General features: G+C 70.9%; 26 protein-coding genes. 17 read left to right on the top strand and 9 right to left on the bottom strand.

Annotation, left to right across the window (positions count from 1 at the left end):
- The first annotated feature begins 86 nt into the window (after window positions 1–86).
- The 3 genes from LXT23_RS05345 to LXT23_RS05335 are packed head-to-tail and all read left to right on the top strand — an operon-like array spanning window position 87 to window position 1,983.
- Window positions 87–572, top strand: a complete 486-nt coding sequence (locus LXT23_RS05345; protein ID WP_253978974.1) for an RNA polymerase sigma factor — start codon at window positions 87–89, stop codon at window positions 570–572.
- Window positions 569–1,375, top strand: a complete 807-nt coding sequence (locus LXT23_RS05340) for an ActD-like protein (RefSeq protein ID WP_253978973.1) — start codon at window positions 569–571, stop codon at window positions 1,373–1,375. The genes LXT23_RS05345 and LXT23_RS05340 overlap by 4 nt, the downstream gene beginning before the upstream one ends.
- Window positions 1,375–1,983 carry a peptidase gene (locus LXT23_RS05335; protein ID WP_253978972.1) on the top strand — a complete coding sequence of 203 codons (609 nt, stop codon included), beginning with the start codon at window positions 1,375–1,377 and terminating at the stop codon, window positions 1,981–1,983. The genes LXT23_RS05340 and LXT23_RS05335 overlap by 1 nt, the downstream gene beginning before the upstream one ends.
- 9 nt (window positions 1,984–1,992) lie before the next feature.
- On the opposite strand, the gene LXT23_RS05330 is transcribed toward LXT23_RS05335, so the two are convergent.
- Complete coding sequence (locus LXT23_RS05330; protein WP_253978971.1) at window positions 1,993–2,499, bottom strand: DUF6748 domain-containing protein; 507 nt, start codon at window positions 2,497–2,499, stop codon at window positions 1,993–1,995.
- 120 nt (window positions 2,500–2,619) lie between these two features.
- Here LXT23_RS05330 and LXT23_RS05325 point away from each other — a divergent pair, with 120 nt between their 5' ends.
- The 4 genes from LXT23_RS05325 (at window position 2,620) to LXT23_RS05310 (ending at window position 6,259) form a co-directional block, all read left to right on the top strand.
- Complete coding sequence (locus LXT23_RS05325) at window positions 2,620–2,868, top strand: hypothetical protein (RefSeq protein ID WP_253978970.1); 249 nt, start codon at window positions 2,620–2,622, stop codon at window positions 2,866–2,868.
- The gene (locus LXT23_RS05320) at window positions 2,865–3,440 is read left to right on the top strand and encodes a hypothetical protein (protein ID WP_253978969.1); all 576 of its coding nucleotides are present in this window, start codon (window positions 2,865–2,867) and stop codon (window positions 3,438–3,440) included. The genes LXT23_RS05325 and LXT23_RS05320 overlap by 4 nt, the downstream gene beginning before the upstream one ends.
- A 94-nt stretch (window positions 3,441–3,534) precedes the next feature.
- Complete coding sequence (dnaN, locus tag LXT23_RS05315; RefSeq protein WP_253978968.1) at window positions 3,535–4,641, top strand: DNA polymerase III subunit beta; 1,107 nt, start codon at window positions 3,535–3,537, stop codon at window positions 4,639–4,641.
- Window positions 4,642–5,002: 361 nt separating this feature from the next.
- Window positions 5,003–6,259 carry a hypothetical protein gene (locus LXT23_RS05310; protein WP_253978967.1) on the top strand — a complete coding sequence of 419 codons (1,257 nt, stop codon included), beginning with the start codon at window positions 5,003–5,005 and terminating at the stop codon, window positions 6,257–6,259.
- A 94-nt stretch (window positions 6,260–6,353) separates the two neighbouring features.
- On the opposite strand, the gene LXT23_RS05305 is transcribed toward LXT23_RS05310, so the two are convergent.
- The 3 genes from LXT23_RS05305 to LXT23_RS05295 form a co-directional block, all read right to left on the bottom strand.
- On the bottom strand, window positions 6,354–7,127 hold the full coding sequence (locus tag LXT23_RS05305; RefSeq protein ID WP_253978966.1) for an NADase-type glycan-binding domain-containing protein: 774 nt from the start codon (window positions 7,125–7,127) through the stop codon (window positions 6,354–6,356).
- A gap of 188 nt (window positions 7,128–7,315) precedes the next feature.
- A complete protein-coding gene (locus LXT23_RS05300) occupies window positions 7,316–8,569 on the bottom strand; it encodes a DUF1990 family protein (RefSeq protein WP_253978965.1) in 1,254 nt (417 codons plus the stop codon).
- A 4-nt stretch (window positions 8,570–8,573) separates the two neighbouring features.
- Window positions 8,574–9,197, bottom strand: a complete 624-nt coding sequence (locus LXT23_RS05295) for a DUF1990 family protein (protein ID WP_253978964.1) — start codon at window positions 9,195–9,197, stop codon at window positions 8,574–8,576.
- A 121-nt stretch (window positions 9,198–9,318) separates the two neighbouring features.
- Between LXT23_RS05295 and LXT23_RS05290 the strand changes: the two genes are divergently transcribed.
- Window positions 9,319–9,609, top strand: coding sequence for a hypothetical protein (locus LXT23_RS05290; RefSeq protein ID WP_253978963.1), 291 nt, complete (start codon window positions 9,319–9,321; stop codon window positions 9,607–9,609).
- A gap of 12 nt (window positions 9,610–9,621) precedes the next feature.
- Here the strand turns inward: LXT23_RS05290 and LXT23_RS05285 are convergent, their stop codons facing one another.
- Window positions 9,622–10,731 carry a DNA alkylation repair protein gene (locus tag LXT23_RS05285; protein ID WP_253978962.1) on the bottom strand — a complete coding sequence of 370 codons (1,110 nt, stop codon included), beginning with the start codon at window positions 10,729–10,731 and terminating at the stop codon, window positions 9,622–9,624.
- Window positions 10,732–10,934: 203 nt separating this feature from the next.
- Between LXT23_RS05285 and LXT23_RS05280 the strand changes: the two genes are divergently transcribed.
- Entirely contained in the window at window positions 10,935–12,995 is a 2,061-nt protein-coding gene (locus LXT23_RS05280) for a sensor histidine kinase (protein WP_253978961.1), read from the top strand.
- A gap of 88 nt (window positions 12,996–13,083) precedes the next feature.
- The gene (recF, locus tag LXT23_RS05275; protein ID WP_253978960.1) at window positions 13,084–14,235 is read left to right on the top strand and encodes a DNA replication/repair protein RecF; all 1,152 of its coding nucleotides are present in this window, start codon (window positions 13,084–13,086) and stop codon (window positions 14,233–14,235) included.
- On the opposite strand, the gene LXT23_RS05270 is transcribed toward recF, so the two are convergent.
- A complete protein-coding gene (locus LXT23_RS05270; protein WP_253978959.1) occupies window positions 14,225–14,611 on the bottom strand; it encodes a hypothetical protein in 387 nt (128 codons plus the stop codon). The two genes, recF and LXT23_RS05270, sit on opposite strands and share 11 nt — an antisense overlap.
- Before the next feature lie 298 nt (window positions 14,612–14,909).
- On the opposite strand from LXT23_RS05270, the gene LXT23_RS05265 reads away from it, so the two are divergent.
- From LXT23_RS05265 to LXT23_RS05245, 5 genes are all read left to right on the top strand, one after another.
- The gene (locus LXT23_RS05265) at window positions 14,910–15,419 is read left to right on the top strand and encodes a hypothetical protein (protein ID WP_253978958.1); all 510 of its coding nucleotides are present in this window, start codon (window positions 14,910–14,912) and stop codon (window positions 15,417–15,419) included.
- Window positions 15,419–16,213, top strand: a complete 795-nt coding sequence (locus tag LXT23_RS05260) for an MlaE family ABC transporter permease (protein ID WP_253979529.1) — start codon at window positions 15,419–15,421, stop codon at window positions 16,211–16,213. Before LXT23_RS05265 ends, LXT23_RS05260 begins: the two co-directional genes overlap by 1 nt.
- 4 nt (window positions 16,214–16,217) lie before the next feature.
- Window positions 16,218–17,039, top strand: a complete 822-nt coding sequence (locus LXT23_RS05255) for an ABC transporter ATP-binding protein (RefSeq protein WP_253978957.1) — start codon at window positions 16,218–16,220, stop codon at window positions 17,037–17,039.
- On the top strand, window positions 17,036–18,265 hold the full coding sequence (locus tag LXT23_RS05250; RefSeq protein ID WP_253978956.1) for an MlaD family protein: 1,230 nt from the start codon (window positions 17,036–17,038) through the stop codon (window positions 18,263–18,265). Before LXT23_RS05255 ends, LXT23_RS05250 begins: the two co-directional genes overlap by 4 nt.
- 465 nt (window positions 18,266–18,730) lie before the next feature.
- A complete protein-coding gene (locus tag LXT23_RS05245; protein ID WP_253978955.1) occupies window positions 18,731–19,111 on the top strand; it encodes a DUSAM domain-containing protein in 381 nt (126 codons plus the stop codon).
- A 79-nt stretch (window positions 19,112–19,190) separates the two neighbouring features.
- Here LXT23_RS05245 and sitI6 read toward each other — a convergent pair whose 3' ends face one another.
- The gene (gene sitI6 / locus LXT23_RS05240; protein ID WP_253978954.1) at window positions 19,191–19,913 is read right to left on the bottom strand and encodes a SitI6 family double-CXXCG motif immunity protein; all 723 of its coding nucleotides are present in this window, start codon (window positions 19,911–19,913) and stop codon (window positions 19,191–19,193) included.
- A gap of 301 nt (window positions 19,914–20,214) precedes the next feature.
- Between sitI6 and LXT23_RS05235 the strand changes: the two genes are divergently transcribed.
- The gene (locus tag LXT23_RS05235) at window positions 20,215–22,434 is read left to right on the top strand and encodes a peptidase domain-containing ABC transporter (protein ID WP_253978953.1); all 2,220 of its coding nucleotides are present in this window, start codon (window positions 20,215–20,217) and stop codon (window positions 22,432–22,434) included.
- Window positions 22,434–22,616 carry a hypothetical protein gene (locus tag LXT23_RS05230; RefSeq protein WP_253978952.1) on the top strand — a complete coding sequence of 61 codons (183 nt, stop codon included), beginning with the start codon at window positions 22,434–22,436 and terminating at the stop codon, window positions 22,614–22,616. Before LXT23_RS05235 ends, LXT23_RS05230 begins: the two co-directional genes overlap by 1 nt.
- 7 nt (window positions 22,617–22,623) lie before the next feature.
- Here LXT23_RS05230 and LXT23_RS05225 read toward each other — a convergent pair whose 3' ends face one another.
- Both LXT23_RS05225 and LXT23_RS05220 read right to left on the bottom strand, forming a co-directional pair.
- Complete coding sequence (locus LXT23_RS05225; RefSeq protein WP_253978951.1) at window positions 22,624–23,574, bottom strand: ATP-grasp domain-containing protein; 951 nt, start codon at window positions 23,572–23,574, stop codon at window positions 22,624–22,626.
- Between the two features lie 54 nt (window positions 23,575–23,628).
- On the bottom strand, window positions 23,629–23,778 hold the full coding sequence (locus tag LXT23_RS05220; RefSeq protein ID WP_253978950.1) for a hypothetical protein: 150 nt from the start codon (window positions 23,776–23,778) through the stop codon (window positions 23,629–23,631).
- Between the last annotated feature and the right edge of the window lie 149 nt (window positions 23,779–23,927).

Here is a 23,927-nt window from a genome sequence, read left to right as displayed (position 1 = left end):
GGTACGGACACGGGCGCGAAGGGCGCGGTGACAGTTTTTCCCGGCACCGGTGTTTCCCTCGCCGAGACGAGGGAGGCGCAAGTCCGGTGTCAATCGATGTGGAGGCCTATTACCGCCGCTACGGCCCCCAGGTGCTCCGGCGCTGCCGCTTCCTCCTGCGAGACGAGGAGAGGGCCGTGGATGCCATGCACGACGTGTTCGTCCAGCTGCTGCGCTACCAGGGCGCGCTGAAGGACACGGCGCCCTCCAGCCTGCTGCACCGCATCGCCACCACCGTGTGCCTCAACCGGCTGCGCGGGGCGAAGCGACGGCCGGAGGACCGGGAGGACGAGCTGGTGCTGCAGATTGCCTCCGCGGAGGACAACGAGTCGCGCGTGGCCGCGCGGGGGCTGCTGGACAGGCTGTTCGGCCGCGTGCCCGCGTCCAGCCGCGACATCGCCGTGCTGCACCTGGTGGACGGGATGACGCTGGAGGAGACGGCCCGCGAGGTGGGCCTGTCCGTGTCCGGCGTGCGCAAGCGCCTCAGGGCCCTGACCGCCATGCTGCAGGAGCTGGAGCTGGAGGCCGCATGACGACCCCCCACCGCACCCCGGACTGGTTGCTGGAGCGAATCGCCCTGGGCGAGCTGCCCCCCGAGGAGCTGGCCGCCGCCCGCGCCCGGCTCGCCGAGGAGCCCGACGGGCCGTCGCGCCTGGCCGCGCTGGAGGCCGACACGCACGCCACGCTGGAGCGCCTGCCCCCCACGCGGGTGGTGCGCGAGGTCCAGGCCCGCGCCGCCCGGAAGGACGCGCCCCGCCCTTTACCCCGCCTGGCACCGGCATGGGGACTGGTGCCGCTGCTCGCCGCCGTGGGCCTCTTCGTCCTGGTGCTGCCGTCCGAGTCCGGGAGGACTGGCGGGGACGGGACGATTCCCGGCGACGGCGCGGAGGTGACGCGCATCAAGGGGCTGGCGCCCCAGCTCGTCGTCCACCGCCAGGCCGCCGGGGCGGGCCCCGAGCGCCTCACCGACGGGGCACCCGCCGCCGCGGGTGACGTCGTGCAGCTGGCCTACATCGCCGCGGGCCGCACCCACGGTGTCATCCTCTCCGTGGACGGCCACGGCGCCGTCACCCTGCACGCCCCGGAAGCCGGGCACGGGACGCAGGCCGCGGCGCTGGCGCCCTCGGGGACGCACTCGCTGCCCCGCGCGTATGAGCTGGATGACGCACCGCGCTTCGAGCGCTTCTTCTTCGTCGCGGCGGAAGGCCCCTTCGACGTGGAGCCCATCCTGGCCGCCGCGCGGGCGCTGGCGGAGGGCCCGGACGCCCGCTCGGCCCCCCTGTCTTTGCCCGAGGGCTTGACGCAGGTGTCCTTCACGCTGGAAAAGCAGAGGTGATGAAATCCTTTGCGCTCCTCGCATCGTGGCTGTGGGCGGGGGCGGCGGTCGCCGGGCAGTTTCCGGAGGCCTTCCGCCCAGGGCCGGAAGCGGGGGGGCCCCGCCTCGCGCAGATGTCGGGCGAGTCGGCCCCGGGCTCCTCGGGCAGCCTGCGCAAGGGCAAGGTGCACATGGAGACCTGGGCGAGCGACATCCAGTTCTTCAACCTGGCGGCGAAGATTGGCGGCGGGCCCTTCTACATGACGGTGCTGGCGGGCATCGAGCCGGGCCGGGACGCGCGCTTCAGCTTCGGCGCGGGGCTGGGCGGGCACGTGACGCTGAGCCGGCGCCTGTGGCTGGACGTGGACGTCACCGGGGGCGCGGTGCAGCCGGTGCAGAAGCCGCTGGAGGGTGACGGCGGCAACGTGCTGGGACAGGGGCGGCTGATGCTCGGCTTCCAGGTGCTGCCGCGCCTGGCCGTGTTCGCCGGGCCCACCTACAACCTCTGGTACGTCTGGGGGCAGCCGGACTTCGGCTCCATCACCCGGATGTCGGTGAGTGAGAGCCAGCCGGAGTCGGACAGGCGCCTGCAGCACTGGCCGGGGCTCCAGCTGGGACTGCACATCTGAGCCGGGCGGCTACTTGCCGACGAGCCGGGTGGCGCGCAGCACGGTGGCGTCGCCGGCGGGCCCGGCGTTCTTCTGGATGTCCAGGGTGGCCTCGACCTTGAGGCCCTCGCCCATCTCCGTCTGCTGCATCAGGGACTGCAGGCGCTCGTCGGAGCCGCCGGCCAGCGCCGTCAGGTCCACCTCGTGGATCATCAGGGCGTCCGAGCCCGGCTTGTCCACGCGGGCGGCCGTGTAGGACGGGCAGGGCGGGGCGATGCAGCGGATGCCGCTGTTCTTGACGATGTAGACGGCGCTCTCACCTGTCTTCACTTCGGCCTCGGGGTTGGGGGTGGGGGCGGCGGTGCCGGGCTCGTTCTGGGGGGCGGCGGCGGTGGGTGGCGGGGCCTGCGTCCCGGGCGCGGCGGCGGTGCCGGGCTCGCTCGGGGGGGGCGCGGAGGAGGGGGCCGGCTTGTTGTTGCTGCACCCGGCGGCGAAGCCGAGGGCGAGGGCGGCGAGGAGCAGCGGACGGACGTTCATGGGAACTCCGGAAGACAAGGGGGGCACAGTGTGTCCCGCATCGGCGGTGGGGGCCAGTCCACTCTCTCTTCCAAGGCAGGGGTGGCTGGCGGCATTCCCCGGGCGGACTATGTTCCGGCCATGGACCAGGACACGGATCCACGCCGACGTGAGCGCTACCTTCAGCTGCTACGCGCCCAGTCCCCCGAGGACCGGCTGCGCAAGGCGGGGGCCCTGACGCGCGCGGTCCGCCAGCTGGCGACAGCGGGCATCCGCCAGGCGTTTCCGCTCGCGGACGAGGCGGAGATCCGGGTCCGGCTTGCCGAGCGCCTCTACGGGCGCGAGGTAGCGGCCCGGCTGTTCGGCTCCCATCCGGCGCTGCGCGGATGAGCGAGCCTGACGTCATCGCCGTCGCCCTCCAGTGCGCCGAGGCCCTGGAGGTGGCTGGGGTGGGATATTTCCTCGGAGGCAGTCTGGCGAGCTCGCTCCAGGGGGAGCCCCGGGCGACCAACGACATCGACTTCGTCATCGACCTGCGCCTGCCCCAGCTGCCGGCATTCGTTCAGGCCTTGGGGCCCGACTTCGACGTGGACGAGGAGTCGCTCCGAGATGCCGTCCGTCAGGGGGCTTCCTGGAACATCTTCCACCTGCCCAGCGTCACCAAGGTGGACCTCTTCCTCCTCCGTCCGGGCGACTTCGACCGGAGCGAGTTCGAGCGCCGCCGCCGGGTGGTCCTCACGCCGGAGGGCAAGGGCCTCTTCATCAAGAGCCCGGAGGATTCCGTCCTGCGCAAGCTGTTGTGGTTCCGTGAGGGTGGAGAGCTCTCCACCACGCAATGGCGCGATATCGTTCAGGTTCTCCGGGTGACCGGCGGTCAGATGGAATTGGGGTACCTCGACGCCTGGGCAGAGCGACTGGGTGTGGCCCCGCTCCTCGCCCGGGCGTGGACAGTGGCGAAATAGAGGGCGCTGCTCTCGTTGACGTCCCTTGTGGCAGGGGCTACATCCGGCCTCGCTGATCGGCCCTCCGGGCCGTGACCTGTAAGGACACCTTCCGATGGAATTCCGCATCGCCGCCGACGAGCTGAAGAAGGCCCTCTACCGCGCCCAGGGCATCGTGGAGCGCAAGACGACGATGCCCATCCTGGCGAACGTGCTCGTCAACGCGAACAAGGGGGGCATCACCGTCACCGCGTTCGACCTGGACATCGGCATCGTCTCCGAGCACCCCGCCGAGGTCATCAAGACGGGCGCCGTCACCCTCAGCGCCAAGTACGTCTTCGACATCGTCCAGAACCTGCCCGACGCGCAGGTGACGCTGAAGAAGCTGGCCAACAACTACGTGGACATCTCCAGCGGCTCGGCCCACTTCAAGATTGTCGGCATGGCCGCCGAGGAGTACCCCAAGCTGCCCAAGGAGGAGAACGCTCCGCTGGTGCAGGTGGGCGGCAACACCCTGCTGGAGATGATCAAGAAGACGCAGTTCGCCATCTCCAGCGACGAGACGCGCTACATCCTCAACGGCGTCTTCTTCGAGCCCCAGTCCCAGGGCAAGGTCCGCATGGTGGCCACCGACGGCCACCGCCTGTCGCTCATCGAGCGCGAGATGGCCGGCGACTTCATGCTCAAGAGCGGCGTCATCATCCCCCGCAAGGGCCTGATGGAGCTCAAGCGCCTGCTCGACGAGGCCCCGGACGCCGAGTGCCACCTGGGCTTCGCGGAGAACTCGGCGCTGTTCAAGAAGCCCGGCCTCACCATGGTGATGCGCCTCATCGACGGCCAGTTCCCCGAGTACCAGCGCGTCATCCCCAAGGAGAGCGAGAAGGTCGTCCTCGTGCCGAAGGTGCGCTTCCTGGAGGGCCTCAAGCGCATCGCCCTGCTGTCGGCGGACAAGAGCAACGCCGTGCGCATCGGCCTGGAGCAGAACAAGCTCGTCATCACCGCGAGCAACCCGGACCTGGGCGAGGCCAAGGACGTGCTGGAGCTGGCCTACCAGGGCGACGACATCACCATCGGCTTCAACGCGCGCTACCTGATGGACGTGCTCGCCGTCACCGAGACGGACGAGGTCTCCTTCGAGCTGGGCGACGAGCACAGCCCGGGCGTCCTGCACGGCCCCGGTGACCGCAGCTTCACCGCGGTCGTCATGCCGATGCGCGTCTGAGTCCTTGGTGCGGTGGACGGCCCCGAGCCCCGTGCGGAAGGCGGGCCACCACGGTGAGTGGTGGCCTCCCCCGGGGCTCGAGGCCCCTGCTCCCGGGTGGCCGGTGAGCGGAGTGGAATGACGGTTCCTTCCACAGGGGCGCTGGCCCGGGAACCTGGCGCCGCGCGCTGGCTCCGTGCGGGTGCGTGGTGGCTTCTCGCGTGGACGTGCCGCATCCTGGACGGGGCGGGTGTACTCGGAGGCAGCTGCAGGCCGCGTTGCGCCGTCCTGTCGACGTATCGCAAGCCAGCTCCGTTCAATCGTGCGGGCGCGCTGTGGCCGGGGGCCTGTGTGGCGCCGGGGGTCTTCGTATACTTGCGCCGTGGCTACGCACCCGGATGATCTGCGCGCAAGGCTGGAGGACCGGGCGGACCTCCTGGAGGCGACGCGCCTGCGCTACCGGGCCCTGCGGGGCCTGCTGGACGCCTTCTTCTGGAAGGACCGGATGCGCGCCCACTTCGAGCTGCTGCGCGAGGTGGCCCAGGCCCAGCCGGAGGTGGACGCCGCGCTCGCCGCGCTGAAGCGCCGGGCCTCCGCGGAGGGCTGGCCGCGCGACGCCGCTCCCGTGAAGCTGATGGCCGAGCTGGAACGCCTGCGTGAGGACGTCCAGCGCTCGGCCTTCAAGCGGCTGCCGGAGGAACAACGTCCGGCGACGCTCGGTGAGGCGCTGCTGAAGCTGGAAGAGGTGGTGCTGGAGGCGGGACCGGTGCTGGGCCGGCGCACCTGGGCGCGTGCCGTGGAGCTGCTGCCGCGCAACCTGCCGGAGCTGCGCGCCGCGTGCGTCGCCGCCGAGGTGTTCGAGCGCGTCTTCAAGCGGCCCGCGCCGGAGGGGCTGCTGCCCTTCACGGTGGCCGAGGCGGAGGAGTTGCGCCGCGCGCTCCCGTTGGCGGAGTCCGCGCTGGCGGCGCTGTGGCAGCGGCTGGAGCACTTCGACACCAGCGGGCGGGTGAAGGAGTTCCTGGAGCGGCGAGCGCCGCGCGTGCCGCTGCAGGTGCCTCGCAGCGGGCCGGAGCTGCTGCTGCATGCGGCCTTCTGGCACGGCGTGGCGCGGGCCCGGCTGCGCGCGTTGCTGGAGGCTCGGCTGGCTCCGGTGGTGCCGCGCGACGCGGAGGTGCCCGAGCTGCTTCCGTGGCTGGCCGCGCGGGAGGGCGCTGCGTACGGCGGTGCTCGCGAGACGCGGGGGGATGCGTGGGGGGAGGGCGCTGCGTACGGCGGCACGCGTGATGCCCGGCTGGCGGCGTGTGACACCTTCGGTGAGGGACGCGCGGCACTGTTCGAGCTGGCTGCGGAGCTGGCGGCCTTGTCGCGCGAGCGGCCTCGTGGCGCCTGGGACGAGGAGTCCGCGTGGGTGCGGCTGTGGAACGCGGCGCAGCGGGCGAAGGGGGAAGCGGGGCCAGACGTGGAGCGCCTGCGCGATGCGCTTCGCCTGTTCATCCTCCTTCGTGGCCAGTCACAGACGCCCGCGCGCCTGTTCTCACCAGATCGCGCACGGCCGAAGGCTGCGGACGTGGGCGCGGAGGTGAAGGACCTGGCCGCGCTGGTGCATGCCGCTCGGACCGCCGCCACGCGCGGAGGCTGACTCCGGACGCTGATGCGCGGGGCCCCGCCGCTTCGCGCCTCGCGGAATGAGCGTTCCTTCCGGCTCGGGCTCGCGAGGACCGAGCCCTCCGGTGTCAGGGCTTGTCCGAAGCGCGGACCTCGCTGATGCACAGGTCCGTGAACTTCTTGCCCGGATGGACGGACAGCACCTCGATGGCGACGAACGTGCCAGCGGCCTCGGGGTCGGGCTTGTACGCGGGGAGCTTCAGCTCCTGGTAGCCGTTGACGTCCTTCAGCTCCGCCTCACCGGTGGCCGCCACCGTGAGCCCGCCGTAGCCGATGCTCGACTGGCTCGCCGAAGCGCTCCGAGCCTGCAGCACCGCGAGCCGGACCTTGCGCGGCCGGGCATTCGCCGCATGGAGCTGCGCCGACTTGCCGAAGCCCGCCCAGATGCTCACGGGCTGGCCCGGCTGCTCCACCCGGACCACCAGCACCTCGCCCACGCCCGTTCCCTTCGCACCCTCGCACCAGGCCGTGTCCGGCTTGCCGTCCATCGCCTTCTCGGCCGAGTAGCCGCAGGTCCACTCGTGGAGGGACATCTCCCGCACGCGCAGGTCGTCCTCGGCCTCGGGCGGACAGTCCTTGCAGGCGGGAGGCTTGCCCTTTGGCAGCAGCGTCGTCGACGCCCAATCGGAGAAATCTCCCGTGAGGCCATGCGAGAAGCCGCCGCTGAGACTCGCGCCGGTCTGGAGCCCCTTCAGGGAAAGGCTCCCCTTCGCCGTACACGCCTTGCCCTCATACGCCTGGGCGGCTGCGATACCGGGCAGCGCGAGGACCGCCACGGCGGCGAGCATCCCCAACCGGAAGGACTCGCATCGCCGGGCGCAGTCATCGGAAGCACTCTTCATGGTCAGCTCCCTTCGAGCGTCCGAAGGCGGACGCGAAGAGAGTACCTTCCCAGCGTCCGCGGCGCCGGTCCACGATGCGCGCACCAGCGCGGGCCGCGCCGCCGACACCCCGCACCTGGCCCACCCGGCCGCCTCGCCCCGAGCAGCGGGGCCACAGCGCCTCGCCGCCGGAGAACCTTCCGCGAGTTCTACTCCGCGCGCGCCTCCACCACCGGCATCAGCCGCGAGGCCAGGGCCGCCACCAGGGCATCCTCGGTCACCGCCGCCGCCATGTTGGGAACGCCGAGCCGCTTCGTGGCCACGGTGCGCAGTGAGTAGAACGCCCACGCCGACGCTACCGCCGCCGCGCCGCCCAGCACTCCCGCCAGGGCCACCACGGCGCGCCGCTGGCCCGCCACCGACGAGGCCGCCGCCACCACGCCCGTGAGCACCCGCCCCGCCAGCGGCACCAGCTTCACCCGCGCGGGCGTCTTCGGCAGCTTGTCCACCACCAGCTCACCCAGCGCCAGCAGCCCCAGCACGCGCGGCACCCACGGCTTGGACAGCGCGTCCGACAGCGGGTCCTGCTTCGCGCCCGGGTCCTGCGACAGCCGCCGGCTCACCAGCGCGGGCGCGCTCATGCTCCGCATCCCGGCGAGCACGCCGAGCCCCAACGGGGTCAACCATTGTCCTCGAGTCACGGCTTCCACCTCCTCGTCCACCTGCGTCTTGCGCCGGCCCGGCGCACGCTGCGCGAAGAACTGCACCGGCCCCAGTTCCAGCTCATGGCCGGAGTGCTCCAACTGGCCGCTGTGCGCCGGCTGGCCCACCAGGTCCGGGCGGCGCCGCGTCAGCTCGCGCAGCCGCACGTGCGTCAGCCGGTGCCACGCGCGCTGGTAGCGGCGGCCCACCATCGTGAAGCCCAGCCGGCTCCACCAGTTGGGGAACTGTCCGGGACGCCAGGCCGCCTCGATGGTGAAGCGCACCTCGCCTGTCTCGTGGTCCTTCTTCAGCAGGAACCACTCCCGCCCGGCCTCGATGTGGCCCGACAGCGTCTCGAAGCTGAAGCCGTAGATGCTGCACTTCTCACCGTGCTCCAGCCGCGTGCCGCCCACGCGCACCGCGCACAGGTAGCGCAGCTTCTGCCCCAGGGACTTGAGCTCCAGCAGCACGGTGCGGCCGCGCAGGGGCTCCTCGGCGGTGAAGTGCCAGCGGACGATGCGCGGGTCGGAGAAGTCGAACGTCTCCAGCACCTGCCGCGCGCGCTCGAAGAGGCCGTCGGGCCGCGGCGGCCCCTGCGCCTCGCGGCCCAGCACGCCCTCGGAGCGCACCTGACTCCAGCCCGCATCCAGCGTCATCTCATCCGAGCGGTCCGGAAAGTTGCGGTCCAACCCACGTGCCCGCTGGAGCCGGGGCACCAGCTCCTCCTCCGTCCATCCGGAGAGCCACCGCCATTCAATCATGTCCCTAGTCTCCCCTCGCAACGAACGTTGGCCCGTGCTCCGGGTCGCCACCTTCCGGCTCGTCGTCCAGCTCCGTGGTGTCGGCGTGGATGGCACCCACCACGCCCTCTCCGGCGGTGGCGGCGGCGCGCAGCACGAACTCGGTCCAGGTGTTGGTCTGCATCGCCTCGCCCGCGGTGACGAACCCGACGTAGTGGAACGTGGAGCCGGAGCGCGCCCGGCTTCGGATGTGGAAGATGACGTCGCCCAGGTCGTTGCGGTAAGCCCCGAAGGTGATTCGCCCCGCCTCCGGGTGGCCGGGCAGGGTGGCGAGCGTGAGGCTCTGTTCGTCCCGGTGGATGACGCGCACGCCGAAGGTGCCCGCGCCCTGAATCTTCACGGACAGCTCGTCGCCCAGCTCCAGTGGCTCACCTTCCTTCGATTCGTCCGTGCGCTTGAAGACACACAGCTCCGCGGGCGCGAACTCGGCGAAGCGGCGCGACACCCAGTCCATGAGTTTCGACGGAGGGTGCTCGCAGCCCTTGATGACCGCCCAGTAATCGCGTTGCAGGAGGGGACCCGCCCCGTCCTCGGGGAGCAGGAGCTCGCCTGCCTGGTGGGTTTCCGTGTCGGTTGATGCGCTCGCCATCTCGCCCTTTCCGTGGTCCGGCCCCACCATGATGGGGACCGCCTGGCCAGGCTGCATGGAGCCGCCGGGCCCGGGCGGAGGGGATATGCGGCGGGTCTGCCTGCCCGCCCAGGGAGGGAGCATGGGAATGGACGTCAACCCGGCGAGCGAGGCTTCGGAGAAGGAGTACATGGCACCCCCGGTGGTGCGGCCCGAGCACGAGGAGGACTCGCTCACCCGCCTGCTGGAGCAGCAGACGGCCAAGGTGCCCTCGCACGTGTTCCTCTTCGCCAGCTTCTGCGCGATGGGCGTGTCGCTGAGCCTGGAGCTCGGCCGGCGCGAGCGCGCCGCGCGCTTCATCGGCCTGTGGGTGACACCCCTGCTGGTGATGGGCGTCTACAACAAGCTGGTGAAGACGCTCGGCCCCCGCTGACGGAGCCCAGCGCTAGTCACGCACGTCCACCTGCCCCAGCGGCATGCCCTGGCCGTTGACCAGGGCCTCGAAGCGGTGCGGGCCGGGGTAGTGGCGCCGCGTGGTGAGCTGCGCGAAGGAGACGCGCTTGCCCACCTCCTCCGTCTGGCCGGCCTCCAGCGTGAGCGCGCGCACCTTGAACACCTTGGGGCGCGCCTCGCCGCTGGCCTTCTGGAAGTACACCGCCAGGTCCACCACCAGCGCCTGACTCCGCTTCGAGCGGTTGGCCACCTCGAAGCGGACCTCCACCGTGCCGCCCAGCGTGGCCTTCCGGGGCAGCGACGTGGCGCGCACCTCGATGCCGGACGGCCTGCCCGCTCCGAGCACCTCCAGCGCCGCGGGCTCTCCGCGCTTGATGGACGAGCGCAGCGCGTGCCGCACCAGCCACTCGCGCTGGGGCGTCGCGTCCTGCATCCACGCCTTCGCCACCTTCACCAGCAGCTCCGGGTGGTCCTTGCCGATGTCGTTGAGGTTGTTGGCCACCGAGCGGCGCACGTACAGCTCCGGGTCGTCCTTGAGCAGCTCCAGCAGCGCCAGCACGGGCGTCGGGTCCTGCTGGAAGGCGCGCAGCCGGGACGCCCACGGCAGGCGCGGGCGCGTGCCCTCCGACACGAGGCGCCGCACGTGGGCGCTCGAGTCCCGCGCCCACTCGCGCAGGCGGGCCAGCGTCTTCTCCGGATGGCGCTCCAGGAAGCCGCGGATGGCGAACTCCGCGGTGAAGCGCTGGGTGAGGGCATGCAGCGCGTGCATGGACTCCTCGAAGTGCTCCAGGCCGTGGGCCGCCACGTATTGCGTGTGGGGGAGGTAGAAGAAGACCTCCATGCCCGAGCCTTCCGTCTGCTCCAGCTTCGGCCCCAGTGAGCGCAGCAGGATGTCCACCGCGCGCGGATAGTCGGCGGGCAGCGCACGCTGCATCGCGTCGCGGATGTGCTGCGCCCGGCCAATCAGCTCATGGCCCTCCAGACCGTGGCTGGCCTCACGCAGGAACACGTCGCGGGGAAACGCCGGGTACGCGCCGTGCAGTGCCGTCGCGAGGCGCTCGACGAGTCGGGTATTGAAGAAGGTCTTCAGTGGCTCGGCCATGGGCGCGGCATCCTGGCATGCGCTCCTCGGGACGCCAGCCCGAGCACGAGGATGCCCCATGTACGAAGCGAGGGCAGGTGCGGGCACGAGCCACCCACATGCCATGAGGCAGCCTGTCATCGGGGCCAGCGGGCGGACGGTGGCGGGTGCGTTCGGCCCCCCGGGCTGGGCAGGTGCCCGCGGCATCTGCTACGCCCTGGGTTGTGGCGAAGACGCACAAGGGCCGGGGGCAGAAGCGCGAAGCGGGGCGGAATCGCGCCAGCGCCGAGCGCTCGCGAGCATCTTCCGGCACCCGGCCCCTGCGAGAGCAGCTCGCCGCCGTGCCGGACCCGCTCGCCCTGCTGGAAGGGCTCTTCACGCACTCGCCAGTCCCATACGCCGTCTTCACCGCGGATGGGCACTGCCTGCTCATCAACCCCGCGTACCGGGAGATGTTCGGCGCGGAGCCTCCGCCCGAGTACGACCTCTTCCGCGACGAGCTCCTGGAGCGGCTCGGGTTCCTGCCGTACTTCCGCCGCGCCTTCGCGGGGGAGACGGTGCAGACGCCGGTCTTCTGGTACGACGTGCGGCAGCTCGAGCACATCCAGGTGAAGGATGCGAACCGCATCGCCATCTCCTGCAGCTGCTTCCCGCTGGCCCCCGCGGGCGCCGAGGTGGGCCACATCGCCATCGCGTACAAGGACGTGACGGCGGAGCTGCTGGCGCGCGAGGCGGAGCGGGTGGAGCGGGAGAAGCTGCACCAGCTCTTCGCCCAGGCGCCCGTGGCCATCAACGTCCTGCGCGGCGAGGAGCTGCGGTTCGAGTTCGCCAACCCGCTCCTCCAGAAGCTGATGGGCGGGCGCGAGCTGCTGGGCCGCACGCTGAAGGAGGCGATTCCGGACGTCTCGCCGGAGCTGGTGAGCCTGCACCTGGGCGTGCTGGAGCTGGGGGAGCGGGCCATCGCCAACGAGTTCCCTCTCATCATCGACTACACGGGCGAGGGGCGCGTCGAGACGAAGTTCTGGAACTTCATCTACGAGCCGCTGCGGGACGAGCGCGGCCGGGTGGACGGGCTGATGACGTTCGCCTTCGAGGTGACGGAGCAGGTGCTGGCGCGGCAGGCGGTGGAGAGCCAGCAGAAGTGGCTGGAGGCCGTGCTGGACCTGATGCCCATGCCGGTGGTGATGGTGGAGCCGGACACCGGCGCCATCAGCTTCTCCAACGCGGCCGCGGACCGGCTCCACGGCGGGCACATCCCCAAGCAGGAGTCCCTGCTCGCCTACTCCGAGCGGTTCCACATCACGGACCCGGCGGGCCGGCGGCTGGGCGCGGACGAGATGCCCGCCGCCCGCGCGGCCCGGGGCGAGCGGCTGGACGGGCTGGAGGTCGTCTGGCACACGGACGCCGGCCAGCACATGGTCAGCGTCCATTCGGAGGCGCTGCCCGCCATGCACGGGCACCCGTCCGTGGTGGTGATGCCCTTCCTGGACATCACCCGCCTGAAGACGGTGGAGCGGCACCTTCAGGAGGCCATCCGCGCGCGCGACGAGTTCCTCTCCGTCGCCAGCCATGAGCTGAAGACGCCGCTGACGTCCCTGGGGTTGCGGCTGCACGCGTTCGGCCGCGCCATCGAGGCGAATCCGGAGTCCGACGTCGCCCGCCGCCATGGCCGCGAGGTGGCGGCGATGCGCCGGCAGGTGACGCGGCTGGCGGAGCTCATCGACGGGCTGCTGGACGTGTCGCGCATCAGCACCGGGCGGCTGAAGATTCACCGCGAGCCGGTGGACCTGGGGGCGCTCGTGCAGGAGATGGTGGCGCGCTTCATCCCCGAGGCCGAGCGGGCCGGGTGCGTGCTGGAGTACCAGCCGCCCGCGGCGTCGTGCGTGGGCAGCTGGGACCGGCTGCGGATGGAGCAGGTGGTGTCCAACCTCCTGTCCAACGCGCTGAAGTACGGCGCGGAGCAGCCCGTCCACGTGCACGTGGAGGAGGAGGACGGGCGCGCGCGGCTGTGGGTGCGCGACGAGGGCATCGGCATCGACCCGGAGGCCCACGCGCGCATCTTCCAGAAGTTCGAGCGCGCCGTGTCCGAGCGGAACTACGGCGGCCTGGGCCTGGGGTTGTACGTGGTGCGCACGCTGGTGGAAGCCATGGGCGGCACCATCCGCGTGGAGAGCCAGCCCGGCGAGGGCGCCACCTTCATCGTGGAGCTGCCGCTCCAGGCGTCCGAGCTGGAGCAGCCATTCACACCCCATGCCGCACCCGCCGAGGGGCAGGCCGCCTCCTGACGGGGCGCGCGAGCCCCCTGCCCGTCTCCCGGACAGGCTGTGAGATAGGTCCCCCGGGAGGCGCGGAGAAGGTTATACGGAGGGGGCCGTGCGCCTCCTCGCGCTCCAAGTCCAGGACTTCCGAAACCTCCCCCAGGTCCAGCTCTCGCCCAGCGCCCACGCCACGATTGCCGTGGGGCAGAACGGGCAGGGCAAGACGAACCTGCTGGAGGCGCTCTACTTCCTGGCCACCCTGAAGCCGCTGCGCGCCGGCCGCCTGTCGGAGCTGGTGCGCTGGGGCACGCAGGGCGCGCGGGTGACGGGCCGCTTCCTCCTCAAGGGAGCGGAGCGGGAAATCTCCGTCGAGGTGGGCGGCGGCACGCGCCAGGCCTTCGTGGACGGGAAGAAGGCGTCCAGCCTGGAGGACTACTTCGGCGGCGTGTCCGTGGTGGCCTTCACTCCGGATGACTTGGAGGTGGTGAAGGGCGGGCCGGACGCGCGCCGGGCCTTCCTGGACCGCGCGGTGTTCAACCGCTTCCCGGCCTTCCTGCGCGAGAGCCGCGAGTACGCGCGCGCGCTGAAGAACCGCAACCGCCTGCTGCGCGACGGCAATGCGGTGGAGCCCGCCTACCTGGAGGCGTACGACGAGACGCTGGCGAAGGCGGGCGCGCGCATCTACGCGCGGCGCCGGGCGCTGATGGCGGAGCTGGCGCCCAGGGCGCAGGCCACCTTCGCGTCCATCGGCCGCACGGTGGACCCGGCCACGTACGGCTACCACCCCGCGCACCTGGGCGGCGACTTCGCCACCGCGGACGAGGCCGCGCTCGCCGCGTGCCTGCGCGAGTCGCTCACCGCGCGCATGCGGCGGGACTTGGACCGGGGCTTCACGTCGGTGGGGCCGCACGCGGACGACGTGTCGGTGACGCTGGGCGGGCGCAGCGCGCGGGCCTATGCGAGCCAGGGGCAGCAGCGCGCGCTGGTGCTCGGGTGGAAGATTGCCGAAATCGAGAACCTCGAAGCCTCGATGGGCTTCCTGCCGCTGCTGCTGCTGGACGACGTGTCGAGCGAGCTGGACCCGGAGCGCAACGCGTACCTGATGGACTACCTGGCGCGCAGCGGGGCGCAGGTGTTCCTCAGCACCACGGATGGCTCGCTGGTGCGGGGCGCGGCGGCGGAGGACACCCTCTGGCTGTCCGTGCAGGCAGGGCAGGTGGCGGTGCGCGGCCCGGAGGTCCCCGCCCCCAGCGCCGTCACGGAGTGACGCGCCGCCGCTGCCACGGCCAGTGGATGCGCCGCGCGGGGGCGTGGGCCTTCGCCTCCTCGGGGCTGACGTGCTCGAAGAAGGGGAAGCGGTACTCCGCCCACAGCACGCCGTAGGCCACGGCGAAGAGGAACGCGCCCAGGGCCAGCCACCAGGGCGTCTCCGTGGCCAGCGCCACGCCCGACAGCACCAGCATCGCCACGCCCAGGCCCAGCGACACCTCGCGCAGCCGCTTCGACTCGCTGAAGGCCATGCCCATGGACACCAGCGACAGGGCGAGCATCACCCACGCCATCCAGTAGGACGTCCGCGCGTACAGGTTGGCGATTCCCATCAGGAACAGCCCGAAGCCGAATATCGCGAGTCCACCGTCCATCGTGTCCTCCTCACCCGGAAGCCGCGCCGCGGGGGAGAGCGGGCAGCCACGCTGCGCGGATGGGTGCTGGAAGGAAGATGCGGCCCGGCGCGCGGGTGGGGGACTCCCCTGGCCCGGAGGCCCTCCGCGACTGATTGGGCACGGGGCGGACGGACACGGGCTGTCGCGGGCGCGGGAATACGGCGCGCGAGGTGTGACAGTGGACGTTTCGGGGTGTGGAAATCCTTGCGGCGGCGGCCCGGGTGACGCATGTCTGCTCGCGCAGCGGGCCGGAAGAGCCGACACGAAGAACGGTGCCATGTCGCGGACGATGTTGCTGCTCCTGTTGCTCCTGTCGCACCTGCCCATCGCGGGCTGTCGCCGCATGAGCTTCGAGGACTCCGTGCTGACGAAGCCGGACGTGCGCTACCGCGTGGGCCAGCTGCCCGAGCACTGGCGCCGGGTGTGGCTGGAGGGCAACGACCTCGCCTTCTCCGAAGAGGGCACCGGCCGCGCGCTGTCCGTCAACGCCACGTGCGAGGGGCATGACGACCCGCCGCTGCCCGTGCTCACCCGGCACCTGCTCGCGGGCTTCACGGAGCGGCAGGAGGTGTCGCAGCAGGTCGTCCCGCTGGCCGGACGCGAGGCGCTGCGCAGCCGCTTCCTGGCGAAGCTGGATGGGGTGCCGGTGCAGTTGGAGCTGGTGGTGCTGAAGAAGGACAACTGCGTGTTCGACTTCTCGTATGTGGCACCGCCGGCGCTCGCCGAGGCGCGGCTGGCGGACTTCGAGGGGCTGCTGGCGGGCTTCGAAGCGGAGCGCGCGAGATGATGTCGCCCCCCGTGGAGGCCGGTGCCGAGCGTCCGGGCCTGGTGGAGCGCGCGAAGGTGCACCTGTCGTCGCTGGGGGCCATGGCCCTGATGACGGGGCAGGTCTTCAGCCGCGCGGTGCGCCCGCCGTACAACTGGAGCGCGCTCGTCTACCACACGGAGTCGCTGGGGGTGCGCTCGCTGCCGATTGCGGTGCTGACGGCCACCTTCGCGGGGCTCGTCATCTCGCTGCAGTTCGCCTACTTCCTGGCGCGCTTCGGCGTGCAGTACACGGTGGGGCGCGTGGTGGTGCTCACGCTGTTCCGCGAGCTGGCGCCGGTGCTCACCGCGCTCACGGTGGGGGCGCGCATCGGCAGCGGCATCGCCGCGGAGCTGGGCTCCATGACGGTGACGGAGCAGGTGGACGCCATCCGTGCGCTGGGGGCGGACCCGCTGCGCAAGCTGGTGGTGCCGCGCGTGCTGGCGTGCCTGCTGGTGATGCCGGTGCTCACCATCTTCGCGGACGTCATCGGCCTGGTCGCCGGTGCGCTGGTGGTGCGCCTGCAGTATGCGATTACGTTCGACCTCTTCTTCCAGGGGGCGCTGGCCGCCGTCTTCATGGAGGACTTCGTCTCCGGCGTGTTCAAGGGCGCGGTGTTCGGCGTCATCATCGGGCTGGTGGGCTGCTTCAAGGGCCTCACCGTGGAGGGCGGCACCGAGGGCGTGGGCCGCGCCACCACGCAGACGGTGGCGATTACCTCCGTCACGGTGTGCCTGGCGGACTTCTTCATCACCAAGCTGACGCTGTACCTGTGACGCCATGCGCTCCGCCCGACGAAAGCAGGCGCCCGCCTTCGAGTTCAACACGCCCCAGCCGGGCGAGCAGCTCATCCACTTCGAGCACCTGACGAAGTCGTTCGGCGCCAAGCGCGTCTACGACGACGTGGAGCTGGACGTGCGCGCGGGGGAGACGCTGGTGGTGATGGGGGGCTCGGGCACGGGCAAGAGCGTGCTGCTGCGCTGCCTCATCGGCCTGTTGAAGCCGGACACGGGGCGCATCCTCTTCCAGGGGCATGACCTGACGGGCTTCTCGGAGGAGCAGTTCATCCCGCTGCGCCGGCACGTGGCCATGGTGTTCCAGGGGGCGGCGCTCTTCGACTCGCTGAGCGTGGGGGAGAACGTGGCGTATCCGCTGCGCGAGCACTTCCCGGACATGCCGGCGGACGAGGTGCGCCAGCGGGTGGCGGAGAAGCTGGAGTGGGTGAACCTGCCGGGCACGGAGGCGCTGAAGCCGTCCGACTTGTCCGGCGGCATGAAGAAGCGGGTGGGGCTGGCTCGGGCCATCGCGACGAACCCGGAGGTCATCCTCTGGGACGAGCCCACCACGGGGCTGGACCCCGTCACGACGCAGTCCATCAACGAGATGATCAACTCGATGAAGACGAAGCTCGGCTGCACCTCCATCGTGGTGACGCACGACATGGTGAGCGCCTTCGCGGTGGGAGACCGGCTGGCGATGCTGGCCAACCGGCGCATCGTCCAGGTGGGCACGCGGGAGGACATCCGGCGCTCCACGGTGCCGGAGGTGCGCGCCTTCCTGGACGCGCGCCGGGCCGAGCTGCTGCCGGGAGGCGAGTCATGAGCCTGTTCACCTCCGCCTCGGGCGAGCGCCGGCTGGCGCTGCGCGCGGGGCTGTTCGTTGCCATGGGGCTGGCGGTGGCGGGCGTGGTGGTGCTCTTCATCGGCCAGGAGTCGCGCCTGTTCGAGCGGCAGGCGGTGTACCGCGCGTACTTCACCAACGTGCAGGGGTTGAACGACCAGTCTCCCGTGTGGCTGGGAGGGCTGGAGGTGGGGAAGGTGACGGGCATCTACTTCTCCCAGGACCCGAAGGACCCTCGGCTGGAGGTGCGGCTCCGGGTGTCCACGAAGTACATGGACCGCGTGCGGGCGGACTCGGTGGCGCAGCTGGCGAGCATGGGCGTGCTGGGGGACAAGGCGGTGGATATCTCCCTGGGCAGTCCCACGGCGCCGCCGGTGGAGTCGGGCGGGGTGCTGAAGTCGTCGGCGGGGGGGGACATCTCCTCGCTGCTGTCGAGCGCGGGGCGGGTGATGGAGGACACGCAGGCCATCAGCAAGTCGCTGCGGGTGGCGGCGGAGGCGTACGCGGACCCGGCGCTGGCGAAGGACGTGGCGCGGAGCCTGTCGAGCCTCGCGACGCTGCTGGAAGAGGTGGAGAAGGGCGACGGCGTGCTGCACGCGCTCATCTACGACAAGGCGGCGGGGCGCGAGGTGCGCACGCTGCTGGCGAACACGTCGCAGGCGGCGCAGCGGGTGGACGGCGCGGTGGGGCACCTGGAGGCGCTGCTGCGCGAGGTGCGCACGGGTGACGGCACGGCGCACGCGCTCATCTACGGTGACGAGGGCGCGACGGCGCTGCGCGAGCTGGGCGCGGCGGCGGGGCAGCTGGCGGGGCTCATCGAGGACGCGAAGAAGAGCGAGAACGGGGCGGTGCACCAGCTGGTGTACGGCGACGCGAGCGGCATGTTCGCGGACCTGGGCAGCGCGGCGGCGGACCTGAAGAAGATTACGTCCACCGTGGCGAAGGGAGACGGCACGGTGGGCGGGCTCATCAGCGACCCGACTGTGTACGAGGACTTGCGCGAGGTGCTGGGCAACGTGAAGCGCAACCGCATCCTCCGCGCGCTGGTGCGGTTCTCGCTGAACAACCGCGAGGACCTGGAGCAGATGGGGGAGCCGCGGAAGGAGGAGAAGCCGGTGGCGGGGGGCGGAAGCCAGGTGGTGCCCGTGGCTCCGGCGCCCGCGGCGGCGGTGGCGCCTGTGAAGCCGGCGGAGCCTCCGTCGCCATAGTCGGCATGAGGCCAGCGGGTGTTGGATTCTGACCGGCATCGTGGACTGAGGTTCGGGTCAGCCTACGATGAGCGCCATGGCAGCTACGAAAGCCCATCTTGCTGTGGTGACTCTTGTTGGGCTCACCATGAGTTGCGCCACTGCGGGCACCTGCCTGGACTCCGAGACATGCTGCCTGCAACGACACCCTGGCAATCCTGAAGCGTGCGGGCTCTCGACATCCGAGGCCGCCGCCATCCTTGCGGCAGGCTCCGCCGCGGCCACGGCAGCAACCCTCTCATCCGTCGATGCCGAGGACGACCCCGACGAGGGCTGGCGACAGCACTGCATCGATACCTACGTCCTCTGCAAGAGCCAGAAGAAGCCGCGATGGTCGGGGGACTGTTACGCCTGCTTCCGCAACTGTGAGGGCCAGCGTCAGTGGCCGTTCGAACTGTGTTACCCACGTCCCTAGGAGAAAGATGTATGCCCGACCCGCGAGCCTGGGAGGCAATCAGGGAACTGGACCGTCGCGTCACCGAGCAGGGGCAGTCGTTCTCGCTCACGGATGAAGTTCGCGCCCTCCTCATGGACACTTCGTCAGATGTTGCCATCACGCCAGAAGAGGCTGAGCGGGCGCTCCTCAGCGAAGCGAGCGCGGCTGAGCTGCTGAAGGAGATTGCGAAGCGCATTCGCATGGGGTCGCGTCGCCTGTCGCGCGCGTTGGTAGATTCTGCTCGATGCCAGGAAGCTGGTGATACGGAGGCAGCGCGCAAGCTGCTGATGGATGTGCTCGCAGTCGAAGTCGTTCCGCACTATCGGGAGATCATCCGGACACAGCTCGACGCTTTGGATGACGAATCGTAAAGGGGCCACCGTTAGCGTGGTCCCACCGGCCAGCCGAGGAGTACCGTTTTTCCCATGGCACTATCAGGACTGCGGGACGTCAGCGGACCAGCAGCTCACGGAACAGGATGTCGCCGAGCTGGAGTCGCTTCACTGCGTCGACGAAGCGCTCATTCGCGATGATGATGGTCTCGAACTCGCGAAGGCGGAAGAGGTCCCCGTCTTCTGGCAGGGTCGTCCCATCCAGTACCGGGGCCTCCGCCGGGTAACTGTTCCGATGGCTGCCACACCGGCTACAGGGCGCCTGCCAGCTCGATGGGTAACACGAGGGATGAAGGCTCCCACGCACCTGGATCTCCAGGTCGAACAGCTCCGGCGGGTGCTTGCCCCGGTAGCGCAGGTCTCCCGGAGCGCCGTGGAGGCCACGCATGCCCGAGGCCTGGAGCTTCTCCAGCGTTTCACGTGAGGCCCACAGCGCCCAGGGCGCCTGGAAGTAGAAGTCGCCGAAGCGCCCCGAGGACTTCCCGGTGACTGGGCCGAGCTGGGTCCCCGGCACCAGCGGGGCTCCGGCGGGAACCCGAGGCCGCAGCAGCTCGCAGAGTTCCTGGTACGTCTCCAGCGATATCTCTTCGAGGCTCCGAGCTTCTTCCAGCAATCCTCGCTCCGGGAAACCGGAGAGGTCCACCGTCGAGTACGCCTCGCCGAGGCCGCCATGCCCACCGCACAGCGCGCACGCGACGCTGGGAATGCACCATGGGCTCACACCATCGATGGTTCCCGTGTGCTGGGTGTCCGCGTCTTCGCGAACCTCGTAGAACTTCATTCACACCTCGACTGATACTTCGCACCAGCCATGGCAGTACGAGCCGCTACACGCCGGTGAACCCTGGAACGCAGTGCACGAGTATCCATAAGTCCATCCCGAGTAATGGGTTCCTGTCACGTAGGCTGAGGTCGTAGATTTCAATACGGACTGCTGTGCAGCCGGGCGCCCCACCGCCCGTACGCCTCCGCCGCGTTGCCACATCGGACGTCTCGGCCCGTATCCGCGACGAGGCTCCGAGCGGCCGTGCCGTGAAGCCCCGCCATGCCCCGTACCACCCCTCCGTGATACCGACCTGCCCGTGTCCCGCTCCCGGCTCGCCACCGTCCTGCAACCGTACCCGCTCCGCCGTCAGCTCGAGGAAGCCGACTGTGGCCCTGCCTGCCTGGAGATGGTCTCCGCGTACCACGGCGGCCGCCACGACCTGGCCTTCCTGAAGGAGCTGGCCCATGTGCAGACGGGCGGCGTCACCCTGCTCGACCTGTCCACCACCGCGGAGAAGGTCGGCTTCAAGGCCCGGGGCTTCCTGGTGGAGGACTTCTCCGACCTGGATGACGAGGAGGGCCGCGCCATGCTGCCCGCCATCCTCCACTGGGAGGAGAACCACTTCGTCGTCCTCTACAAGCTGACGCCGAAAGAAGCCCTCATCGGAGACCCGGCGCTGGGCCTGCGCCGCATCCCGCGCGCGCAGCTGGCAGACCACTGGAACGGCATCCTCCTCACGCTGGAGCCCACCGAGGCCCTCTTCCGTCCCGTCGAGGTCCCCGGTGCGCCCGTCGCACGGAAGGGCCTCGGCAGCCTGCGCCGCTTCGGCCGGGGCCTGCTGCGCTACCGCGTGCTGCTGTTCCAGGTGCTGCTCACCACGGTGCTCCTCCAGGCCCTCGCACTCACTCAGCCCTTCCTCATCCAGGGACTGGTGGACAAGGCGGTGGGTGGCCGCGACGTGACGCTGCTGACCGCCGTGGGCGTGGGCCTGGGCGTGCTGCTGGTGTCCCAGGTGCTGGTGACGGTGGCACGCGGCACGGGCCTCTTCATGCTGTCCAGCGGCTACTCGGTGCTGCTGCTGGCGCAGTTCTGGAAGCGCCTGTTGTCGCTGCCAGTGTCGTTCTTCGCCCGGCGCCACCGGGGTGACTTGCTCCAGCGCATCGAGGACCACCAGCGCATCCGCCGCATCCTCCAGGGCGCCTCCGTCTCGGTGCTCCTCGACCTCATCATGCTGGTGGGCTACGGCGTGGTGCTCTTCCTCTACGACGCCACCGTCTTCGGCATCTTCCTGACGGGCGCCACTGTCTACACGGTGTGGACGCTGCTGCTCATGCCCCGGCGCACCGTGCTGGACCACCAGCGCTTCCGCGTGGCCGCGGACGCCAGCCGCCTGGAGATGCAGATGCTCGGCGGCATCCAGACGCTCAAGGCGTGCGGCGCCGAGCGCCAGGCCCGCGCCCGCTGGGAAAAACTCCAGGCGCGCGAGGTGGAGGCCGGGCGCCGCATCTGGCTGCACGACACGCTGCACACCTCCGGCGCGCAGCTCGTCAACCAGTCCGTGTACGTGGGCATCCTCGTGTACGAGGCGCACCTGGTGCTCGCGGGCCAGCTCTCGCTCGGCCAGATGGTGGCCACGCTCGCCATCCTCGGCCTGGTGCTCGCGCCGATGCAGAACCTGGTGATGTTCATCCACCAGCTCCAGGACGTGTTCATCTCCCTGCGCCGCGTGGACATCGTCTACGACGCCGAGCCCGAGCTGCGCGACGACGCGGTGCCCGCCACCGGCGCCCTGACGCACGCGCCAGAGCTGAAGCTGGAGGACGTCACCTTCCGCTACGGCTCTCCCAACGAGCCGCCCGTGCTGGACGGCGTGAGCTTCACCATTCCGGCCGGGAAGATGACGGCGGTGGTGGGCCGCTCGGGCGCGGGCAAGACGACGCTCACCCAGGTGCTGTACGGCCTCTACCGGCCACAGCACGGCCGCGTGCTCTATGACGGCAGGCCAATTGAATCCATCGACCCCACGGCCCTGCGCCGCTCGGTGGCCTTCGTGTTCCAGAAGACGGACATCTTCGACGGCACGCTGGCGGAGAACATCGCCCTGGGCGACGACACCCCGGACCCGGACCGGCTGCTGCACGCCGCGCGCACCGCGTGCCTGGACTCGCTCCTGGAGCTGCCCAACGGGCTGAAGACGAAGATTGGCGAGGCCGGTGTGCGCCTGTCCGGCGGCGAGGAGCAGCGCCTGCAGCTCGCCCGCGCCATCTACCGGGACCCGCGCGTGCTCTTCCTCGACGAGGCCACCAGCCACCTGGACGCGGAGCTGGAGCGCGCGATTACCGAGGCCCTCCAGCGGGAGGCCGCCGGCCGCACGCTCGTCGTCGTGGCCCACCGGCTGTCCACCGTGCGCCGCGCGGACAAGATTGTCGTCCTCGACAAGGGCCGCGTGGTGGAAGAGGGCACCCACGACGAGCTGGTCGCCATTCCCGGCGGGCGCTACCGCTCGCTCGTCGAGAACCAGATGGAGCAGCGCTGATGACGCCCGAGCCCCGCCGAGACGATGACCTGGACGCCGACCCCGCCCTCACCGACGAGCTGCGCGCGGTGATGCACCCCCGTGCGCTCCGCCCCCTGGCCTTCACCCTGGTCCTGGTGGTGGCGCTGGCCGTGCTGGCGTGGGTGGCCTCGCGCACGGTGCTCGCCGCGCTCTGGAGCTGAGCCGCGTCTACCCGCGCCCCGCATGGCGGGCGAGCGCCCGGACGAAGTGGCCGGCGATGTCCGAGCCGGCCCGCGCGTCGAAGCCGAGGAACATGGCGGAGCCGTTGAGCTCCAGGAACCGCGGCACGCCGTCCGCGCCGCGCTTCAAGTCCAGCCCCGTCCACCGCAGGCCCAGCACCTCGCACGCCTTCACGCAGTCGCGCGCCACCTCGGGCGGCAGCGCTACCTGCTCGATGCGCTCCTCGTTCTGCCGGAAGTCGAGCGCGGAGGTGACGATGCGCAGGCTGGCGATGACTTCCCCGTCCAGCACGTACACGCGAAGGTCCTCCCCGGGCAGCAGCTCCTGGAAGGTGACGGGCGCGCCGGCCAGCGCGGCGAGCCGCTCGTCGGTGAGGTCCTCGGCGGTCAGCTCACGCGTGGCGGCGCCGCCCATGACGGGCTTGTAGGCCACGCGCCCTCCGGCGGCGAAGCGGCGCACCGCCTCCGCGTCGTTGCTCCACAGCGTCCGGGGCACCGGTAGGCCCGCGGCCTTGAGGGCGCTGAGCTGCACCGGCTTGTGCATGAGCCAGTCCGACGAGGGCGGGTTGTACATGGGCACGCCCAGGTGCTCCCACCGGCTCATCAGCCCCATCAACAGGGTGGCCTTCTCGCGGAAGGCCGTGAGTGTGGTGCGCCAGTCCGCATCCATGGCCTCCTGCGCATCCACCCCGAAGGCGAGCGGCCCCGCATGCAGGCCGCGCACGTAGACGGCGGCGGGCCGTCCCAGGGGGCGCCCGTCCGCGATGATGCCGTCCACGTCGTCGGTGAGCGACAGCCGCGTCTCGTCCGGGAAGGCCAGCGTGTCCAGCACCACGGCCTCCACGCCCTCGGCGCCCAGGCGGCGCGCCACCTCGCGGATGTGGGGGTCCTCGCTCGAGCCCACCAGCGCCACCGCGCCTGTCCGTGTCCCTCGCGTCATCGTGCCCGCGCGCCTCCCGTCATGGCCTTCGATACGGGCATACGGAGCCGGGAGCTACCGCTGGGTGTCGGGGACGTCGGTTTCCTCACCCACCATCATCGTGGTGACCTGGGCGCTCCGCTGCACCTCGGGCGGCCGGGGCGGTGGAGCCAGGTCCCTCACGAACAGGGCGGGAGGCCTTCTCTGGGAGTCGGGCTTGCGCATGGGGCTGCCTCCACGGTGTCCACGAAAGCCGTCCGGCGCCAGGGGCGGGCTTCCCTTCGTCGCACGGCCGGGAAGCGGCCCGGGGAGCGGTCGCCGCGGAAAGTGAAACGGCGGGCCCCCACACCTTCGTGGGAGACCCGCCGCTCACT

This window comes from Pyxidicoccus xibeiensis (assembly GCF_024198175.1).
In the GTDB taxonomy this organism is placed as follows: domain Bacteria; phylum Myxococcota; class Myxococcia; order Myxococcales; family Myxococcaceae; genus Myxococcus; species Myxococcus xibeiensis.
The sequence above is the reverse complement of the archived record's forward strand: the minus strand, read 5'-3'. Positions and strand labels throughout refer to the sequence as shown.

Bases quoted from the DNA above. Each gene is read 5' to 3' on its own strand.
- LXT23_RS05255 (WP_253978957.1), top strand. From the start codon at position 16,218: ATGCGCTCCGCCCGACGAAAGCAGGCGCCCGCCTTCGAGTTCAACACG.
- LXT23_RS05325 (WP_253978970.1), top strand. From the start codon at position 2,620: ATGGACCAGGACACGGATCCACGCCGACGTGAGCGCTACCTTCAGCTG.
- LXT23_RS05320 (WP_253978969.1), top strand. From the start codon at position 2,865: ATGAGCGAGCCTGACGTCATCGCCGTCGCCCTCCAGTGCGCCGAGGCC.
- LXT23_RS05305 (WP_253978966.1), bottom strand. From the start codon at position 7,127: ATGAAGAGTGCTTCCGATGACTGCGCCCGGCGATGCGAGTCCTTCCGG.
- sitI6 (WP_253978954.1), bottom strand. From the start codon at position 19,913: ATGAAGTTCTACGAGGTTCGCGAAGACGCGGACACCCAGCACACGGGA.
- LXT23_RS05260 (WP_253979529.1), top strand. From the start codon at position 15,419: ATGTCGCCCCCCGTGGAGGCCGGTGCCGAGCGTCCGGGCCTGGTGGAG.
- LXT23_RS05335 (WP_253978972.1), top strand. From the start codon at position 1,375: ATGAAATCCTTTGCGCTCCTCGCATCGTGGCTGTGGGCGGGGGCGGCG.
- LXT23_RS05230 (WP_253978952.1), top strand. From the start codon at position 22,434: ATGACGCCCGAGCCCCGCCGAGACGATGACCTGGACGCCGACCCCGCC.
- LXT23_RS05290 (WP_253978963.1), top strand. From the start codon at position 9,319: ATGGGAATGGACGTCAACCCGGCGAGCGAGGCTTCGGAGAAGGAGTAC.
- LXT23_RS05225 (WP_253978951.1), bottom strand. From the start codon at position 23,574: ATGACGCGAGGGACACGGACAGGCGCGGTGGCGCTGGTGGGCTCGAGC.
- LXT23_RS05300 (WP_253978965.1), bottom strand. From the start codon at position 8,569: ATGATTGAATGGCGGTGGCTCTCCGGATGGACGGAGGAGGAGCTGGTG.
- LXT23_RS05330 (WP_253978971.1), bottom strand. From the start codon at position 2,499: ATGAACGTCCGTCCGCTGCTCCTCGCCGCCCTCGCCCTCGGCTTCGCC.
- LXT23_RS05285 (WP_253978962.1), bottom strand. From the start codon at position 10,731: ATGGCCGAGCCACTGAAGACCTTCTTCAATACCCGACTCGTCGAGCGC.
- dnaN (WP_253978968.1), top strand. From the start codon at position 3,535: ATGGAATTCCGCATCGCCGCCGACGAGCTGAAGAAGGCCCTCTACCGC.
- LXT23_RS05245 (WP_253978955.1), top strand. From the start codon at position 18,731: ATGCCCGACCCGCGAGCCTGGGAGGCAATCAGGGAACTGGACCGTCGC.
- LXT23_RS05265 (WP_253978958.1), top strand. From the start codon at position 14,910: ATGTCGCGGACGATGTTGCTGCTCCTGTTGCTCCTGTCGCACCTGCCC.
- LXT23_RS05270 (WP_253978959.1), bottom strand. From the start codon at position 14,611: ATGGACGGTGGACTCGCGATATTCGGCTTCGGGCTGTTCCTGATGGGA.
- LXT23_RS05295 (WP_253978964.1), bottom strand. From the start codon at position 9,197: ATGGCGAGCGCATCAACCGACACGGAAACCCACCAGGCAGGCGAGCTC.
- LXT23_RS05340 (WP_253978973.1), top strand. From the start codon at position 569: ATGACGACCCCCCACCGCACCCCGGACTGGTTGCTGGAGCGAATCGCC.
- LXT23_RS05250 (WP_253978956.1), top strand. From the start codon at position 17,036: ATGAGCCTGTTCACCTCCGCCTCGGGCGAGCGCCGGCTGGCGCTGCGC.
- LXT23_RS05220 (WP_253978950.1), bottom strand. From the start codon at position 23,778: ATGCGCAAGCCCGACTCCCAGAGAAGGCCTCCCGCCCTGTTCGTGAGG.